Annotated in this window: 15 protein-coding genes; 3 read left to right on the forward strand and 12 right to left on the reverse strand. The window is 53.6% G+C overall.

Annotation, left to right across the window (positions count from 1 at the left end; translation table 11 throughout):
- Nucleotides 1-117 precede the first annotated feature (117 nt).
- Entirely contained in the window at nt 118-1338 is a 1221-nt protein-coding gene (gene fabB, locus EC840_RS12785; protein WP_112287120.1) for a beta-ketoacyl-ACP synthase I, read from the reverse strand.
- 169 nt (nt 1339-1507) lie between these two features.
- On the opposite strand from fabB, the gene mnmC reads away from it, so the two are divergent.
- A complete protein-coding gene (gene mnmC, locus EC840_RS12790) occupies nt 1508-3532 on the forward strand; it encodes a bifunctional tRNA (5-methylaminomethyl-2-thiouridine)(34)-methyltransferase MnmD/FAD-dependent 5-carboxymethylaminomethyl-2-thiouridine(34) oxidoreductase MnmC (protein WP_132965603.1) in 2025 nt (674 codons plus the stop codon).
- A gap of 79 nt (nt 3533-3611) precedes the next feature.
- Here the strand turns inward: mnmC and EC840_RS12795 are convergent, their stop codons facing one another.
- The 6 genes from EC840_RS12795 to prmB form a co-directional block, all read right to left on the reverse strand.
- Nucleotides 3612-3890 (reverse strand): YfcL family protein, encoded by a 279-nt coding sequence (locus EC840_RS12795; protein WP_112287122.1) that lies wholly within the window; start codon nt 3888-3890, stop codon nt 3612-3614.
- Nucleotides 3891-3914: 24 nt separating this feature from the next.
- Nucleotides 3915-4472, reverse strand: coding sequence for an elongation factor P hydroxylase (locus tag EC840_RS12800; protein WP_113877016.1), 558 nt, complete (start codon nt 4470-4472; stop codon nt 3915-3917).
- A 102-nt stretch (nt 4473-4574) separates the two neighbouring features.
- Entirely contained in the window at nt 4575-5375 is an 801-nt protein-coding gene (locus tag EC840_RS12805; protein WP_112287124.1) for a sulfite exporter TauE/SafE family protein, read from the reverse strand.
- 45 nt (nt 5376-5420) lie between these two features.
- Nucleotides 5421-6272, reverse strand: coding sequence for a penicillin-insensitive murein endopeptidase (gene mepA, locus EC840_RS12810; protein WP_132965605.1), 852 nt, complete (start codon nt 6270-6272; stop codon nt 5421-5423).
- Nucleotides 6273-6279: 7 nt separating this feature from the next.
- The gene (gene aroC, locus EC840_RS12815) at nt 6280-7365 is read right to left on the reverse strand and encodes a chorismate synthase (protein ID WP_112287126.1); all 1086 of its coding nucleotides are present in this window, start codon (nt 7363-7365) and stop codon (nt 6280-6282) included.
- Between the two features lie 90 nt (nt 7366-7455).
- Entirely contained in the window at nt 7456-8388 is a 933-nt protein-coding gene (gene prmB / locus EC840_RS12820) for a 50S ribosomal protein L3 N(5)-glutamine methyltransferase (protein WP_112287127.1), read from the reverse strand.
- A 203-nt stretch (nt 8389-8591) separates the two neighbouring features.
- Here prmB and smrB point away from each other — a divergent pair, with 203 nt between their 5' ends.
- Nucleotides 8592-9131 carry an endonuclease SmrB gene (smrB, locus tag EC840_RS12825; protein WP_132965671.1) on the forward strand — a complete coding sequence of 180 codons (540 nt, stop codon included), beginning with the start codon at nt 8592-8594 and terminating at the stop codon, nt 9129-9131.
- A gap of 210 nt (nt 9132-9341) precedes the next feature.
- On the opposite strand, the gene sixA is transcribed toward smrB, so the two are convergent.
- From sixA to EC840_RS12845, 4 genes are all read right to left on the reverse strand, one after another.
- Nucleotides 9342-9830, reverse strand: coding sequence for a phosphohistidine phosphatase SixA (gene sixA, locus EC840_RS12830; RefSeq protein ID WP_112287128.1), 489 nt, complete (start codon nt 9828-9830; stop codon nt 9342-9344).
- Between the two features lie 416 nt (nt 9831-10246).
- A complete protein-coding gene (fadJ, locus tag EC840_RS12835) occupies nt 10247-12436 on the reverse strand; it encodes a fatty acid oxidation complex subunit alpha FadJ (RefSeq protein ID WP_243701062.1) in 2190 nt (729 codons plus the stop codon).
- A gap of 8 nt (nt 12437-12444) precedes the next feature.
- On the reverse strand, nt 12445-13758 hold the full coding sequence (gene fadI, locus EC840_RS12840) for an acetyl-CoA C-acyltransferase FadI (protein WP_132965608.1): 1314 nt from the start codon (nt 13756-13758) through the stop codon (nt 12445-12447).
- Between the two features lie 327 nt (nt 13759-14085).
- Nucleotides 14086-14418, reverse strand: coding sequence for a YfcZ/YiiS family protein (locus EC840_RS12845; protein WP_113877066.1), 333 nt, complete (start codon nt 14416-14418; stop codon nt 14086-14088).
- 417 nt (nt 14419-14835) lie between these two features.
- On the opposite strand from EC840_RS12845, the gene fadL reads away from it, so the two are divergent.
- Nucleotides 14836-16113, forward strand: a complete 1278-nt coding sequence (gene fadL, locus EC840_RS12850) for a long-chain fatty acid transporter FadL (RefSeq protein WP_113877010.1) — start codon at nt 14836-14838, stop codon at nt 16111-16113.
- Between the two features lie 84 nt (nt 16114-16197).
- On the opposite strand, the gene mlaA is transcribed toward fadL, so the two are convergent.
- Complete coding sequence (mlaA, locus tag EC840_RS12855; RefSeq protein WP_112287132.1) at nt 16198-16965, reverse strand: phospholipid-binding lipoprotein MlaA; 768 nt, start codon at nt 16963-16965, stop codon at nt 16198-16200.
- Nucleotide 16966 lies beyond the last annotated feature (1 nt).

Raw genomic sequence — 16966 nt, forward strand, 5'->3', positions numbered from 1 at the left:
ACAAAAGTAAGTGACTGAGGTGAATGAACGAAGACAACGCAGAGGCGGTTCGAAGGATGATGGATGTAAAAAAGCCCGCTCGGAAGCAGGCTTTTATTCAGACATCAACGACGGGAATTATTTGTCGTTTTTCAGCTTACGCATGACCAGCGTGGCGTTGGTGCCGCCGAAGCCGAAGCTGTTAGACATCACTGTCGTCAGCTCGCGCTGAGTCGGTTTAGTGATGATGTCCATGCCTTCTGCCTGCTCATCGAGATTATCGATGTTGATGCTTGGCGCGATGAAGCCGTGTTCAGCCATCAGCAAGGTGTAAATGGCTTCCTGAACGCCAGCGGCACCCAGAGAGTGACCGGTCATGGCTTTGGTAGAAGACAGCGCCGGGGTTTTATCGCCGAACACTTCACGGATAGCACCCAATTCTTTCACGTCGCCGACCGGAGTAGATGTCCCGTGCACGTTAACGTAATCGATTGGAGTATCCACGCCGTTCATTGCCATTTTCATGCAACGTACTGCACCTTCGCCAGATGGAGCCACCATGTCTGCGCCGTCAGACGTCGCGCCGTAGCCAACGATTTCTGCGTAGATGTGTGCGCCACGTGCCAGAGCATGTTCCAGCTCTTCGACAACAACCATACCGCCGCCGCCTGCGATAACGAAACCGTCACGCGCTTTGTCGTAGGTACGGGAAGCTTTGTCTGGTGTTTCGTTGTAGCTGGTGGACAGTGCGCCCATCGCGTCGAATTCACACGCCATTTCCCAGCACAGTTCTTCACCGCCGCCTGCAAACACAACGTCCTGTTTGCCCAGCTGGATCATTTCTACCGCGTTACCGATGCAGTGAGCAGAGGTGGCGCAGGCAGAGCTGATGGAATAGTTCACACCGCGAATTTTGAACGGCGTCGCGAGGCAGGCAGAAACGCCGGAGGCCATCGCTTTGGTCACCATATATGGGCCAACGCCGCGCAGGCCTTTGGCACGCATACCGTCGGAGCCCGCAACCTGGTTGCGTGGTGAACCGCCGCCGGAACCTGCAATCAGGCCGGTACGTTCGTTGGAGACCATTTCAGGGGTCAGACCGGAGTCTTCAATCGCCTGTTGCATGGACAGGTAAGCGTAGATCGAGGCATCACTCATGAAACGCACAATCTTACGATCGATAAGGCCTGCGGTGTCTAATTTGACATCACCCCAGACGTGACTACGCATCCCGGCATCTTTCAGCTCTTGCGAGAAGGTGATCCCAGAGCGACCTTCCTGCAGAGATGCAAGAACTTCCTGCTTGTTGTTACCGATGCTCGAGATGATACCCAGGCCAGTAATCACTGCACGTTTCATTTAATACCTCTTGTACTATTCACCATTTGGGATTTCGTCACGCACTCTAGCGTACAGTTGTACGCCGAACAAGTCCGATCAGCAATTCCTTGTGTAAATCGTGGTAAATTTGCGCAGGGTCAAACGCAGCGTTAAACTCCGGCATCGCCTTGAACTGAGAGAGTTTCACGTGAGCCATAACCCGATCACGCCCGCCGAATTAAGCTGGAACGAACAGGGTACACCTGTTTCCCGACATTTTGATGACGTCTATTTTTCCAACCAGAACGGCCTGCTGGAAACCCGTCATGTTTTTCTCAAGGGCAACCATTTTCCGGCGCGTTTTGCCGCGCACCCTCGCCCGCTGTGTATCATCGCGGAGACCGGTTTTGGCACCGGTTTGAACTTTCTGTCGCTGTGGCAGGCCTTCGATGCGTTTCACGCCGAAAACCCTGATGCCACGCTGCAACGTCTGCATTTCATCAGTTACGAAAAATTCCCGCTGTCTGCCCGTGATCTCGCGACTGCGCACACGCAGTGGCCCGAACTCGCTGCGTATTCCGCACAGCTTTGCGAACAATGGCCGATGGCCTTTTCCGGCTGCCACCGCCTGCTGCTGGCGGGCGGACGTATCACGCTCGACCTGTGGTTCGGCGATGTGACTACCCTGCTGCCCGCATGTGACACCAGTATGAATCAGCAGGTCGATGCCTGGTTTCTTGACGGCTTCGCGCCTTCCAAAAACCCCGACATGTGGACCGAAGACTTATTCCGTTCGATGGCGATAATGACCCGTCCGCAAGGCACCTTCGCGACATTTACCGTGGCCGGTTTCGTGCGCCGCGGATTGCAGGACGCAGGTTTTGACATCAGCAAGGTGCCGGGATTCGGCGAAAAGCGGCATATGTTAGCCGGTGTGCTGCCGGCAAAAATTGATGTACCGCATCCCGCGCCATGGTATGTGCGTCCCGCAGCAAAAAATGCCACAGAGTTTGCGGTGTCAGGCGGCGGTGTGGCCAGTGCCGTGTTGTCGCTGGCGTTACTTCGCCGTGGATTTGCCGTCACGCTGTATTGCGCCGATGAAAAACCAGCACTCGGCGCTTCCGGCAACCGTCAGGGCGCGGTCTATCCGCTGCTCAATGGCCGTGGTGATACGCTGGAAAACTTCTTTGCTCACGCCTTCACCTTCGCCCGCCGTCAGTATGCGCAGCTTGAAAAACGGGATGTGCCTTTCGATCACGGCTGGAGCGGCGTGACGCAACTCGGTTACGACGAAAAAAGTCAGGGCAAAATCGACGGGATCCTCAAAGGCGGCTGGCCGGAAGAACTGGCAAAAGGACTGAGCGAAGAAGACGTAGAAGCGTTGTGCGGATTACCGTGCGGCAGCGGCGGCATCACCTATCCGCTCGGTGCCTGGCTATGTCCGGCCGAACTGACCGCCTCGCTGATTTCACTTGCCGAAACACAAGGCTTAACCGTGCATCACGGTCATCGCGTGACCGCATTAGAATCTGACGCGGATTCGCAGTGGACGCTGACCTTCGCCGGCGGCCATACGACCCGTCATCAGGCTGTCGTACTGGCGAACGGCGCGGACATTACAGATTTCAGCCAGACGGAAAAACTGCCGGTTTACGCGGTCAGCGGTCAGGTCTCGCATATTCCGACCACACCGGTGCTGAGCAAACTGAAGCAGGTGCTGTGTTACGACGGCTATATGACGCCGGTCAGCCCGCAAAATCAGCATCATTGCATCGGTGCAAGCTATCACCGCGCAGACAAATGCACGGATTACCGCGACGACGATCAGCAGGAAAACCGCCAGCGTCTGATCAGTTGTCTGCCGGAACAGCAATGGCCGCATGACGTGGATGTCAGTGAAGGTGAAGCGCGTAACGGTGTGCGTTGTGCGACGCGGGATCACCTGCCGATGATCGGCTCCGTATCGGATTACGATGCGTTACTGGAAAGTTATAAAAAGCTGGATCTGGATGTTAAGCGCCATCGCCCTGTTGCAGAAGCACCGGTCTATGAAAACTTGTTCCTGTTTGGTGCGCTGGGCTCACGCGGGCTAAGTTCCGCACCGCTGGGTGCAGAAATACTGGCCGCGCAGATTGCCGGTGAACCGATACCTATGGACAGCGAAACGCTGGCAGCATTGAACCCGAACCGCATGTGGGTCAGAAAACTGCTGAAAGGCCGCCCGGTCGAATAGCATTAACCCGTCCCTTCTCAGGCAATAAAAAAGCGCAGCCGGTTAATCCGTCGCTGCGCTTTTTTTTACTGAAAAGAGATTACTGAGGGAGAGATGCCTGATATAAATTTTCCCACATCCCCTGCACCAGAAGCTGATCGCGCGGTGAAAGTTCACCGGCTCTGATGGCTTTGTCCAGACCATCCTGAACACGAATTTTCAACGCTTCAGCGGTGTGTTCACCGTTCTCTTCCGCTTCTGCCACGGCAACGGTCAGGTGGCCTCGCAGATAGCCACTGGCAAATAACTCATCGTCGCTGGCGCTTTCGACCATATCGTCGATCAGCGTTAAAATCCGCGTTTCAAATTCTGCGATCATTACTCTTCCTCTCGTGTTCAGTTCTTATTCGATCGGCTGCAATGCAGGGAAATCTGCAGGCGTCAAAGGGGCTGTATTGTAAAACGATTGTAACGCCTTAATAAAGCGCGCCGGTCTTTCAGGGATGCCCTGCTCCAGCATACGCAACACTTCTTCACGGACTTTATTCTGGAAACCCACGCGGTCCGGCTCGCAATCGCCGCTCAGGTTGTCACAACTGACGTTGAAATTAAAACCCGCCGCCGCGCAGAACAGCCATTCGTAAGATTGTGGTTTGATTTCCACTTTCTCAAATTCACTTTGCGTTTGTGCGTCACGACCGTCCGGGCAATACCAGTAGCCGAAATCCACCAGTTTATGGCGCTCAGCACCGGCCACGCACCAGTGAGAAATTTCATGCATGCCGCTGGCGTAATAACCGTGCGCGAACACAATGCGGTTAAACGGTTCTTGTTCATCAGCAGGCAGATAGATCGGTTCGTCGTCGCCTTTCACTAAGCGAACGTTAAATTCCTCAAAAAAGCAGGAATCAAAAATGTCGATCAATTGATGATAGTTATGTGTTGCAGTCGAATCAGACATAATTGCAGTGAAACTCGTTAAAGTAAGATCAGGGGCGACAATATACCCCTGTTTAAACGCGTGTTTTCATGACTTCGGGCAAGCATTCTGCTGCTCCGGACATTATAAATGCAGGCTTAACCACTGATGAATTTCGGCACCATGATTGTCGTAAATCAGCTTGCAGCTCATGACGACGGAAACAGCGACCACCATCGGGCGGATCATCTTCTGCCCCTTACTGAGCACCATACGTGCGCCCAGTCTTGCGCCGATAAACTGTCCGGCGGCCATCACAAATCCCAGCACCCAAATCACTTTGCCGCCCAGTATAAAGAAGATCAGGCCGCCCAGGTTTGAAGTGAAATTCAGGACTTTCGCATGTGCCGTGGCTTTTGCCAGGTTAAACCCGCATAACGTCACGAAGGCCAGCGCGTAGAAAGAACCGGCACCGGGACCAAAAAATCCATCATAGAAACCAACACAACCGCCGCCCACCAGCGCATAAGGCAGTGCATTTAGGCGTCTTGCCCGGTCACTTTCGCCCAGCCGTGGCGTCAGTAAAAAATATAAACCGATGCAGATGATCAGCAGCGGTAACACCTGACGCAACATGTCTGCGCGAAGGTGCTGGATAAGGATCGCGCCAATCACCGAACCGGCAAAGGTACAGGCAATATTCAGCTTCTGATCGTTAAGATCCACCACGCCACGCCGCACAAAGTACAGACTGGCAGAAAAGGATCCCCCTATAGACGATAGCTTATTGGTCGCAATCGCCTGAGCTGGCGGAACCCCCGCCGCGAGCAGCGCTGGCAGGCTGATCAGCCCGCCGCCGCCCGCGATGGAATCTATGAAACCGGCAAACAGTGCAACGAAAAATAAAACGACTAAAACCCACGGGGCAACAATCAACCAGTCCATTTTTCTGTCAGCTCGCTATGCGTGGCGAAGAGTAAGTGAAACCTGTTAAAGAACGTGTTTATCCAGCAGCGCCTGACATGATGGCGGCAACGGAGGCGGCTCTTTTTTCACAGAGGTTCCGCTGCCCGGTTTCGGCGGCAGGAACCAGCTTTGCAGCTCAGCGCCACAACCATCACCCGGAGGCGGCGGTGCCTGATTCTCACACTCGAGATTACCGACCGGACAACGCAGGCGAACGTGCATGTGTGCGCGATGACCAAACCACGGACGCACTTTATGCAGCCACTCACGATCCGTTCCGGCATCCAGACATAATTGCTGTTTAATGGCCGGATTGACGAAGATCCGCACGACGTCTTTATCCTGCGCGGCCATTTTGATCAGCGTTTCAATCCGTGGCTGCCACTGGCTGGTCACAATGGATTTACCGTTAGCACTGACCAGATCGATAGGCTGCGGTTTGAGCAGCATCTGCTCGCTCCAGCGCTGGCGCGGCAGTTGCAGCCAGATATCCACATCCAGCCCTGACTGATGGCTGGCGTGACCGCTGCTGAAACGACCACCGGCTGGCATCGCCATATCACCGACCAGCATTGTGCCCAGGCCTTTTTGCTGCGCCTGAGTGCCGAGACGGGTAATAAAGGCCAGTAAATCCGGCTGCCCGAAATAACGGCGCTGATCGGTGCGCATGACCTGATAAGCCGGCGAGTTCAGCGGCAATGGCTGAGCGCCAACCTGACAACCGTTGGCATAGCTGCCGATCGCTTCAGGCGTGCCTGCAACAGGATGGGAGATTTTCTGCCACGGCGTTGCTGCCATCGCAGGTGCGCAAAGCGCCAGCGCCAGAAGACCGGCGCTGACGGCTTTTATCGCTGCAAATGTGCGTAAGGTTTTCATCAATGGATTACCAGCGTGGCACGGAAGAATGAACGTCGCCATTCTGGGCGCGCTGACGCAATAAGTGATCCATCAGCACGATCGCCATCATCGCTTCGGCAATTGGCACGGCGCGGATACCCACGCAAGGATCATGACGACCTTTGGTGATCATCTCGACCTGCTCGCCTTCGCGGTTAATAGTGCGTCCCGGAACGGTGATGCTGGAGGTCGGTTTCAGCGCCAGATGAGCAACAACCGGCTGACCGCTGCTGATCCCGCCAAGAATGCCGCCCGCGTGGTTGCTTTCGAAACCGTTCGGTGTGATTTCATCACGGTTTTCACTGCCGCGTTTATTCACCACCGCAAAGCCGTCACCGATTTCGACGCCTTTAACCGCATTGATGCTCATCAGCGCGTGCGCCAGATCGGCATCCAGACGGTCAAACACCGGCTCGCCAAGACCGACCGGCACGTGATCTGCTACGACGGTGATTTTAGCGCCGATGGAATCGCCTTCTTTTTTCAACGCGCGCATCAGTTCATCCAGCGCTTCGAGCTTGCTTTCATCCGGACAGAAGAACGGGTTGGTTTCGACCAGGTCCCAGTCTTTCAGTTCACAGGTGATATCGCCCATCTGGGACATATAACCGCGCACTTTAACGCCAAATTTTTCCAGAAGATATTTCTTGGCAACCGCGCCAGCAGCAACGCGCATCGCCGTTTCACGGGCAGAAGAACGGCCGCCGCCACGGTAATCGCGCACGCCGTATTTTTGTTCGTAGGTGTAATCCGCATGTCCCGGACGGAACACGTCTTTGATCGCGCTGTAATCCTGAGAACGCTGATCGGTATTCTGGATAATCAGACCGATGCTGGTGCCGGTGGTCACGCCTTCAAAAACGCCGGAAAGAATTTTAACTTCATCGGCTTCGCGGCGCTGCGTGGTGTAACGCGAGGTGCCCGGACGACGACGGTCGAGATCGTGTTGCAGGTCTGCTTCGGTCAGCGCAATACCCGGCGGCACGCCGTCAATAATACAGCCCAGTGCCACACCGTGGGATTCGCCAAAAGTAGTGACGCGGAAAAACTGCCCAATACTGTTCCCTGCCATCACGGCTCCTTAACCATTATGTTGATTGTTTTCTGAATGACCGGTGATGAACCGGCCATTATTTTTAGTCGATCAATCGCAATTTTTTGATCAGTCGCGGTACGCTTTGAAATGTTCAGCGCAATCTATCAGCTGCTGCCTGGTCAGCATGAATACGCCGTCGCCACCGTTTTCAAATTCCAGCCAGGTGAACGGAATATCAGGATACTGGTCCATCAGATGCACCATGCTGTTACCCACTTCGCACACCAGCACGCCGTTATCGGTCAGGTAATCCGGCGCACAGGCCAGAATGCGGCGGGTCAGTTTCAGGCCATCGCTGCCGGAAGCCAGACCCAGTACGGGCTCGTGGCGATATTCCTGCGGCAGGTCAGACATATCTTCTTCATCCACATACGGCGGATTGGTCACAATCAGGTCGTACTGCAACGCAGGCAATTCGCGGAACAGGTCAGAGCGAATTGGGGTCACCCAGTTCTCGATGCCGTGCGTGTCGATATTGCGCTCGGCCACTGCCAGCGCGTCGGCAGAAATATCTACCGCATCCACTTCGGTTTCCGGGAACGCGTAAGCGCACGCGATAGCGATACAGCCGCTGCCGGTACACATATCGAGAATGTGCTGCGGTTTATCCTGCAGGATCCCGGCGAAACGGTTGTTGATAAGTTCACCAATCGGCGAACGCGGCACCAGCACGCGTTCATCGACATAAAACTCCATGTCGCAGAACCAGGCTTTGTTAGTCAGATAAGCGACCGGTACGCGTTCGTTAACACGACGGATCACGCGCTCAACAATACGGTGGCGCTCGCTGGAAGTCAGACGCGCGGTGTGCATATCTTCAGGAATGTCGAGCGGCAAAAACACGCTTGGCAACACCAGCTGCACTGCTTCGTCCCACGGGTTATCGGTGCCGTGACCGTAATAGACATTGGCCGCGTTCAGGCGGCTGACGGTCCAGCGCAGCATATCCTGAATGGTATGCAGTTCACTGACAGCTTCGTCGACGAAAATTTTGTCCAATTTTATTCTCCAGGCAGTGCACGGGTTTTTAACAGACGTTTAACCCATTATTTGCCGCATAGTTTGCCACGAAGCCCGCCACAAATCAGCAGCTAGTCAACGCACTTGCGCGATGTCTCGAAGAATTTAACCCTGAGTTTTCTTTAAACCGCAGGGCGACGGAAGGTACACTGTGTGGATTGAGCGAAAATGACGATGAAATGATGAAGAAAAAGCACCTGCTCAGCCCGGAAGAAACGGCGTTATTCCGCGAGGCTGTACCGGGCGTCAAGCGCCTGAAAAACGATACAATTACGCACCGCCCGCCGCGAAAAAAGGGGGCAGAACTGTCACCTAAAAAGCTGATTCAGGAGCAGGTGGACGCGAGTTATTATTTTTCTGATGAATTCCAGCCGATGTTGCAGGAAGAAGGTCCGGTTCGCCATATCCGGCCAGACGTCAGTCATTTTGAATTGAAAAAATTACGCCGCGGGGATTATTCGCCAGAGTTGTTTCTTGATTTACACGGCTTAACGCAGAAAGAAGCCAAGCAGGAATTAGGTGCGCTGATCGCCGCCTGCCGCCGCGAGCACGTCCATTGCGCCTGCGTGATGCACGGTCACGGCAAACATATTCTCAAACAACAAACGCCTTTATGGCTGGCGCAACATCCTGACGTCGAAGCCTTCCACCAGGCGCCTAAAGAACTCGGTGGCTCCGCCGCCCTGCTGGTGCTGGTAGAACTGGACGACAAAATCAGCTGACCCATCCCGACGTTCAGAAACGAGAAAGGCACAGCCAAAGCTGTGCCTTTCTTTTGTCTGTCGCTGAACTGTCTGTCTCAGAACAGATCCCCTAAATAATTCGGATTGCAGCAAGGCGGCAAGTGAACGCATCCCCGGGAGCATAGATAACTATGTGACCGGGGTAAGTGAGCGCAGCCAACGCATCTGCAATGCGAAGTATGACGGGGATTATACCTTAGCCATTACCTGGCATGGGCTGAACTGCCAGTCAAAGCTGCCCTGCCCGGTTTCACCGTTTAACTCGATGCTGGCCATGGCTGACGTGGCGAACATCGGCGGGCAAACGCCAGGACAGAGTTCTGCAACCAGATAACCGACCAGCGGCAGGTGAGACACCACCAGCACGGCACTGACGCCGGTCAGCGCCAGATGTTGCAGTTCACTGGCGACCAGAGCAGGATCACCGCCCGGCGTCAGTTCCTTGAGAATATCAATTTCTACGTTTTCAGGCAGAGACAGACACTGGCGAACTTTTTCAAGCGTCTGCTGCGCACGCAGATACGGACTGACCAGAACACGATCAATTTTGACGCCACGACCATTCAGCCAGGCCGCCATATGTACTGATTCGTCACATCCGCATTCGCTTAACGGGCGAACTGAGTCGCTTGCAGCTTCGAGCACTGCATCACCGTGACGCATAATTACAACTTGCATATTGCACCGCTTTTGTTAACAAAAATAGCGCTATACAGAAACGCCGTGCGTGCTGTATTACCCATTGCCCAGCTGTTTTTCATCATATTTCAAATGACCTTTCTCATTACAAGATAGCTGTAAGGCAGTACATCCACTTAACCGGCTGTGCCCACATGCTTTGCATGGTAAGTATCAGCGGTCGGGCATTTTGCCTGAAAGTTCACGTAAAGAAAACGCTGTTTTTTACACCAACACTTACTGCTTGTAAACTGCTCAGGCGATTATTTAACCACTTGGGTTGTAGATCAATCGTTTGGGATTGTTTCTGTACAAAGTCAGTCTCACCATAAAAAAGATCCCGCAGGCCTTCGGCTGGCCACAAGCAGGATCTATTCCAGATTCCCGCGAAACTCAGTAATAAGCAGTGACAGCTGTCACACTTTACTGACCTTTTCACCGGGGCCGTCTGTCAAAAAACAGGGCTCGCCCTGCTCAGCCCTGCGCACCAGCCCTTCGCATGGCCGGAAATGCTCGCCATAGCGTTGCGCCAGCTGATCCAGCGTTTTCACCACGTTCGCTGCACCGAGCGTGTCTATGTAACGGAACGGACCACCACGGAATGGCGGGAAGCCAATGCCGAACACTGCCCCCAGGTCACCATCCCGCGCACTGCGGATCACCTGTTCATCCAGACAACGTACCGCTTCGTTAAGCATCAGCATCACACAGCGCTGCGCAATCTCTTCTTCCGACTGCTGCGCTTTCGGCGTGACATTCAGCAGCCGGTAAATCGCAGGATCGACCTGTTTCTTCTTCGCCGTCCGGCCTTTTTGCCCGTAGAGATAGAAACCTTTGCCGTTCTTACGCCCTTTGCGATCGTCTTTCAGCACAGCATCAAAACCCGATGGCGCAGCAAAACGCTCACCAAATGCATCCACCAGAATCGGACCTATTTTAGTGCCGACATCAATACCGACTTCATCCAGCAACTGTATCGGGCCGACCGGAAAACCAAAATTCACCAGCGCTTTATCGATGTGATCGACGGGTTCGCCCGCCAGCAAACAGCGGGCAGCTTCATTGATGTACGGCGCAAGAATACGGTTTACGTAGAATCCGGCGCTGTCGCCGACCACAATCGCTGTTTTCCCCTGTTTCTTCGCCAGGGAAACTGTGGTCGAAATCGTCTGCGCACTGGTTCCTGCATGGGGTATCACTTCCACCAGCGGCATCTTATCCACCGGACTAAAATAATGCAGGCCGATCACCTGCTCAGGCCGGCTGGCCTGCTCTGCAATCTTATGGATAGGCAGTGAAGATGTGTTTGAAGCAAATATTGTGCGCGGAGCGGCGTTATTCTCGATTTCCGCCACCATCGACTGTTTGAGAGACAAATCCTCAAACACCGCTTCCACCACGATATCTATCTGCGCAAAACCGCTGTAATCGGTGGTGCCGGAAATCAGCATCATCTGGCGTTGCTGTTCATTACGGGTCAGCCTGCGGCTGCGCACCTTTTTCTCCAGCAAATCCCAGCTGTATTTCAGCGCATGACGGATGCCTTCCTGATTAATATCTTTGATGCGTACCGGCAGTCCGGCTTTGGTGGCAGTGACGTTGGCGATACCACCGCCCATCAGGCCGCCGCCCAGAATGCCCACACGGCGTACCGGCAAGGGTTCGGCATCACCGCCCTTCTCTTTTTTCAGCGCAGTGGATGCGAAAAACAGGCCGCGCAATGCCGCCGATTCCGGCGTCATGACCAGTTCGCCAAAGGCTTTCGCTTCAGTCTGATAGCCGTTGCCGCTGCCCTGATCGAGACCGGTTTTCACCACATCAATAATTTTTTCGGTCGCCGGGTAATTGCCGTGCGTTTTGGCACGGGTTTGTTTGCGTACAAAATGGAACAGCACACTTTTGCCCAACGGGCCACCGGCCAGCCGCGCCTGCCATGGCAATGGCGGACGTGACTGACGCCCTTTCGCCACGCGCTCAAGTGCCGTTTGCAGCAAAATTGAATAAGGTACCGCGTCATCCACCAGTCCCATTCTCAGCGCCTGTTTCGCGCGAATGCTGCGACCGGTAAGCATCATATCCAGTGCTTTCGGCGCACCGATTAAACGCGGAAGACGCTGTGTGCCGCCGGAGCCCGGCAGCAGGCCAAGCTGCACTTCCGGCAGACCGAGCTGCGTTTTATCATCGAGGGAACAGACGCGTGAATGACACGCCAGCGCCAGTTCAAGTCCGCCGCCCAGACAGGCACCGTGGATGGCCGCAACAACGGGCACCGGAAACGAAGCGATCTGCGACATCACCGTCTGCCCTTTTCGCGCCAGATTGCTGGCCTCATCGGCGCTCTTACAACCCGATATCATGGTGATATCCGCACCGGCAATAAATGAGTCGGATTTACCGGAAACCAGCACCAGCCCCTTCAGACTGGGATATTGCTGGGCTTTTTGCAGAATGGTACAAATTTGTTGAGCGAATTCAGCCTTTAAGGTATTCACCTTTTCGCCGGGAACGTCGATGGTGATAATCCCGATGTGCTCCGCGGTGAACATCAGTGAAAAAGCAGAAACCGGTTCTGCCGGAGTGATTTCCGGAATGTTTGGGTTTTCCATATTATCCCTCATTGCGCTGCCTCCAGAATCATTGCTGCGCCTAAGCCACCGGCGGCACAGGCCGTCGTCAGCCCGTATTTTCCGCCACGACGGCGTAATTCATGCAAAGTCTGGGTGATCATTCGTGCGCCTGTCGCGGCAAAAGGATGGCCGTAAGCCAGTGATCCGCCCAGAACGTTAAATTTATCCCAGTCTATTTCGCCAACTGCCTGACTGCGGCCAAGTTTCTCACGGGCAAATTCATCACTGGCTAACATTTTGATATTCGCCAGGGTCTGCGCGGCAAATGCTTCGTGCATATCAATCAGGTCAAGATCACCGAGCGTCAGACCGGCACGATCCAGCGCCAGCGGCGTGGCATAAGCCGGACCAAGCAGCATGTCTTCCCAAACGTCGATGGCGGCAAACGCAAAACTTTTCAGATAACCGAGAGGCTGCAAACCGAGTTCACGCGCCCGCGATTCGCTCATCATCAGTACCGCGGCCGCGCCGTCGGTCAGCGGCGTACTGGTCGCGGCGGTCACGGTGCCGTGTTTGCGATCAAACGCCGGACGCAATTTGGCGTATTGCCCGATTTCAGAATTCAGGCGGATGTTGTTGTCTTTTTGCAGCACTTCACGGTAAGGCGGAACCTGCGCGGCCATCACCTGAGAATTCAGATAGCCCTGCTCCCACGCCTGTGCCGCCAGCGTGTGAGAACGGTGCGCGAGTTCATCCTGCTGTTCGCGGGAAATATTATGACTTTTCGCCATCTGTTCCGCAGTATCGCCCATGCGCAGACCGGTGGAATATTCTGCTACGGCAGGCGGCACCGGCATCAGGTCGCGCAGTTTAAGTTTGCTGAAAATGGACAGACGCTGCGACAGCGTGCGCGCTTTGTTGACGTCCACCAGGGCGCGGGCGAGACGTTTGCTGACGCCAATCGGCAGAACCGAAGACGAATCGGCTCCGCCTGCAATCCCGACGCTGATCGTGCCGCTCATAATGCTTTCCGCGACGTTGGCGATCGCCTGAAAACTGGTGGCGCAGGCACGCGAAACGCTGTAGGCGTCAGTCGACACATTCATGCCGGTGCCGAGGACGATTTCGCGCGCAATATTTGGTGCTTCCGGCATCTGCACGACTTGCCCGAATACCAGCTGATCGATGATCTTCGGGTCGATCCCACTTTTCGCCAGTAACTCACTGACCACTATTTTGCCGAGGTCTACGGCGGGAATGCCGTGATAGGCGGTGGCCTGTTTGGCAAACGGCGTACGCAAACCATCGACAATCGCAATGCGATCGCACTCACGTGTCACCAGTGGAATGACTTTATTCATACAAGCTCCTGAGAAAAAATAGGGTCTTAAGAGGTCAGACCTGATAACTCAGTTTTAACTATGTATTTACATTTGGCAAAGTGAAAGGCAATGAAGTGCGAGCAACAGCAAATTTTTCTGAAATAAGAATGAGAAGAAAGGCAGCGGGCAGAAATAGCGGACAAAAAAATACCGCTTATATAAGCGGTATTACAATTTAAAACTTCCCCTAAATAATTTGAGTCTCAGAAAGGCGGCAATCGAAGTAATCCCGATGAGCTGACATAAGTCAGTGATTCGGGTTACTGAGTGCAGCCAACGCATCTGCGGCTCAAAGTATGACGGGGATCAGCGCAAGGCTAACTGGAAGATCATGGTTTCTGCCTGGCAGCTGAAAGTGAAATCGATATTCAGCTCAACGCCGCCTTCCACTTTTTCGATACGGCTCTTGATTTCGCAAGGCTCGGATTCGACGCCGCGTGCGCGTTCGGTCAAGGCTTCCAGCGTTTCTTTAGCCTGTGCTTCATTTTCAAAAACGCGGCTGTAAGATGCGGTGCAATCGGTGTTATCCATGATGGTGCCCACATCAACGCAGCAGCAGGCTGCGGTTTCTTCTGCGCCGCATTTGTTGATGGAGTGCAGAGGTTGGGTGGATTTAGAGGACATGGTTACGTCAGACATAATTTTCTCCCCGGCATCAACGGCAACGTCCACCGTCTGGCCTGTTTGCGAATAAAGTTTTATTTCCAGCCTGTATTTTACGCCACCGTTCTGGCAACACACTAGCACTTACTTATTATGTGCCTTTGAAGTGATCCAGATCACGTATATGTAAGTAATCGATTAAAACTACGTCATCGTTCTCACTTTAACGTTTCTTAATTGAACTTTTATTGTTGGTTTTTTGTTAAGTGGATCCAATTTCTTGCATCATTTCTTAAATATCAATGAAACATTATTGCAACTACACCACAGGTCAGACCTATACTTCGCTCACTGGTCTGATTTGTCAGACTGATAACGAACCCTACAATCCCGCGCTCATTGTTACTTGATGTAACATTGTTTGATAAAAAACATAATATTGAGGTTTTGGTCATGAACCAGAAAAACCTGTTTAAAAGATCAGCTCTGGCAGCTGCAGTGGCAATTGTTTCCTCCAACGTATACGCGGCAGGTTTTCAGTTAAATGAATATACTGCTGCGGGTTTAGGTCGTTCATTCTCAGGCGAAGGTGCTATTGCTGACACCGCCGCATCCGGTAGCCGTAACCCGGCAACCATGACCATGTTTAATCGTCCGGCGTTTTCTATGGGCGCGATTTATGTCGACCCGGACGTCAGCGTGACGGGGAAATCCCCGGTCACCGGTGCCAGCACCAGTGATGATAATATTGCGCCAAATCAGTGGGTGCCGAATATCCACTTTATTATGCCGCTGGATGATCAATGGGCGGTTGGCGCATCTGCGACGTCTAACTACGGTCTGGCGACAGAATTTAGCGATAACTATCCGGCAGGCCCGATTGGCGGTGAAACAGATCTCACCACCATAAACACTAACTTAAGTGTTGCTTACCGTTTGAACCAGAATTTCAGCTTCGGTTTGGGCTTTGATGCCGTCTACGCGAAAGCAAAAATCCGTCGTACTGCCGGTGAACTGGTGCCGATTAAAACCGGCGGCTTACTGCCAGCAGATACTGAAGCCGCCAAGCTGAAAGGCGACGAGTGGGGCTACGGCTGGAACGCCGGTATTCTTTATGAAGTCGATGACAATAACCGTTACGGCTTTACTTATCGCTCAGAAGTTAAAATCGACTTTGACGGCGAGTACCGCAACGGCATTCCTCAGGCGTTAGGCGGCACAGGCGGTCACACCGTTCCGGGTTCCCTGACCCTGAACCTGCCAGAAATGTGGGAAGTGTCCGGTTATAACAAAGTGGCACCGAAATGGGCGATTCACTACAGCCTGGCTTACACCAGCTGGAGCCAGTTCCAGGAGCTGAAAGCTACCGGTTCTAACGGCCAGACCCTGTTCCAGAAAGAAGAAGGCTACCATGATGCTTATCGCATCGCGTTAGGTACCACCTATTACTACGATGATAACTGGACGTTCCGTACCGGTATCGCCTTCGATGACAGTCCGGTTCCGGCTGATAACCGCACCATTTCTATCCCGGATCAGGACCGCTTCTGGGTTTCTGCGGGTACCACGTATGCCTTCAATAAAGATGCATCCGTCGATGTGGGCGTGTCTTACATGCATGGCCAGACGGTGAATATCAGCGAGAAAGTGGCTGATGGCGTGCCGAACTATGAATTCCAGGCTAAAGGCACCGCTATGCTGTACGGCGCTAACTTTAACTATAGCTTCTGATGAACCACAGATTCTGATGAGCTGAATGTTACGTCAGATATGAAAAAAGCGCCGAAAGGCGCTTTTTTTGTATCTCCGGAACCGTTATTCCGAGTCGATATCTTTCAGGTCGCCCTGAATCAATGCCGCGTTCGGGTTTTCCTGTGGCGTCAGCTGACCGCCTCTTGCCAGGAAGTCGTGACGCTGGAAGTAAGCTTCACGGATAAACAGATACGGATCAGAAGAGTTACGGATCAGACCATCTGAATCGAGAAGTTCTGCACGGGTTTCGACGCCTTCCAGTACCCATTTACCGGCTGACATCCAGAATGTCAGATAGCTGAGCATCGGATACAAATCATCCACCAGATCGCCACCTTCGTCACGCACAGTCGCGCTGCCGTAACCAGGCAGAACCACGTACGGACCGTATCCGACACCATAATGACCGAGCGTGCTACCGAAGCCCTGGGCTTCTTCGCGTGCCAGTTTCGGGTTCGCCATACCGGCCACGTCAATCAGACCGCCCATCCCCAGAAGCGTGTTCAGGAAGAAACGGTTGAAGTGGATTGCAGCACGGTACGGATCGCCTTTCAGCAAGGAGTTGACCATGCTGGCGGGTTCATCGAGGTTGCTGAGGAAGTTACTGGTCCCGTTACGCGCCGGTTGTGGCACGTAATCACGCCATGCGACGGCAACAGGCCGCACAAGGTAAGGATCCATGTAGTTATAGTTGAAGTCGAACATCACCCGGTTGAAACCTTCGAGCGGATCAGAACGTCCCTGCTGTTCGCTGTCCGAAGATCCGGATGTACCGGCACAACCGACCAGTAAAACTGTCGCAAACGCCAGCCCAGTCAGGCGTAAGTTCATG

This window comes from Rahnella sp. JUb53 (assembly GCF_004346065.1).
Lineage (GTDB): Bacteria > Pseudomonadota > Gammaproteobacteria > Enterobacterales > Enterobacteriaceae > Rahnella > Rahnella variigena.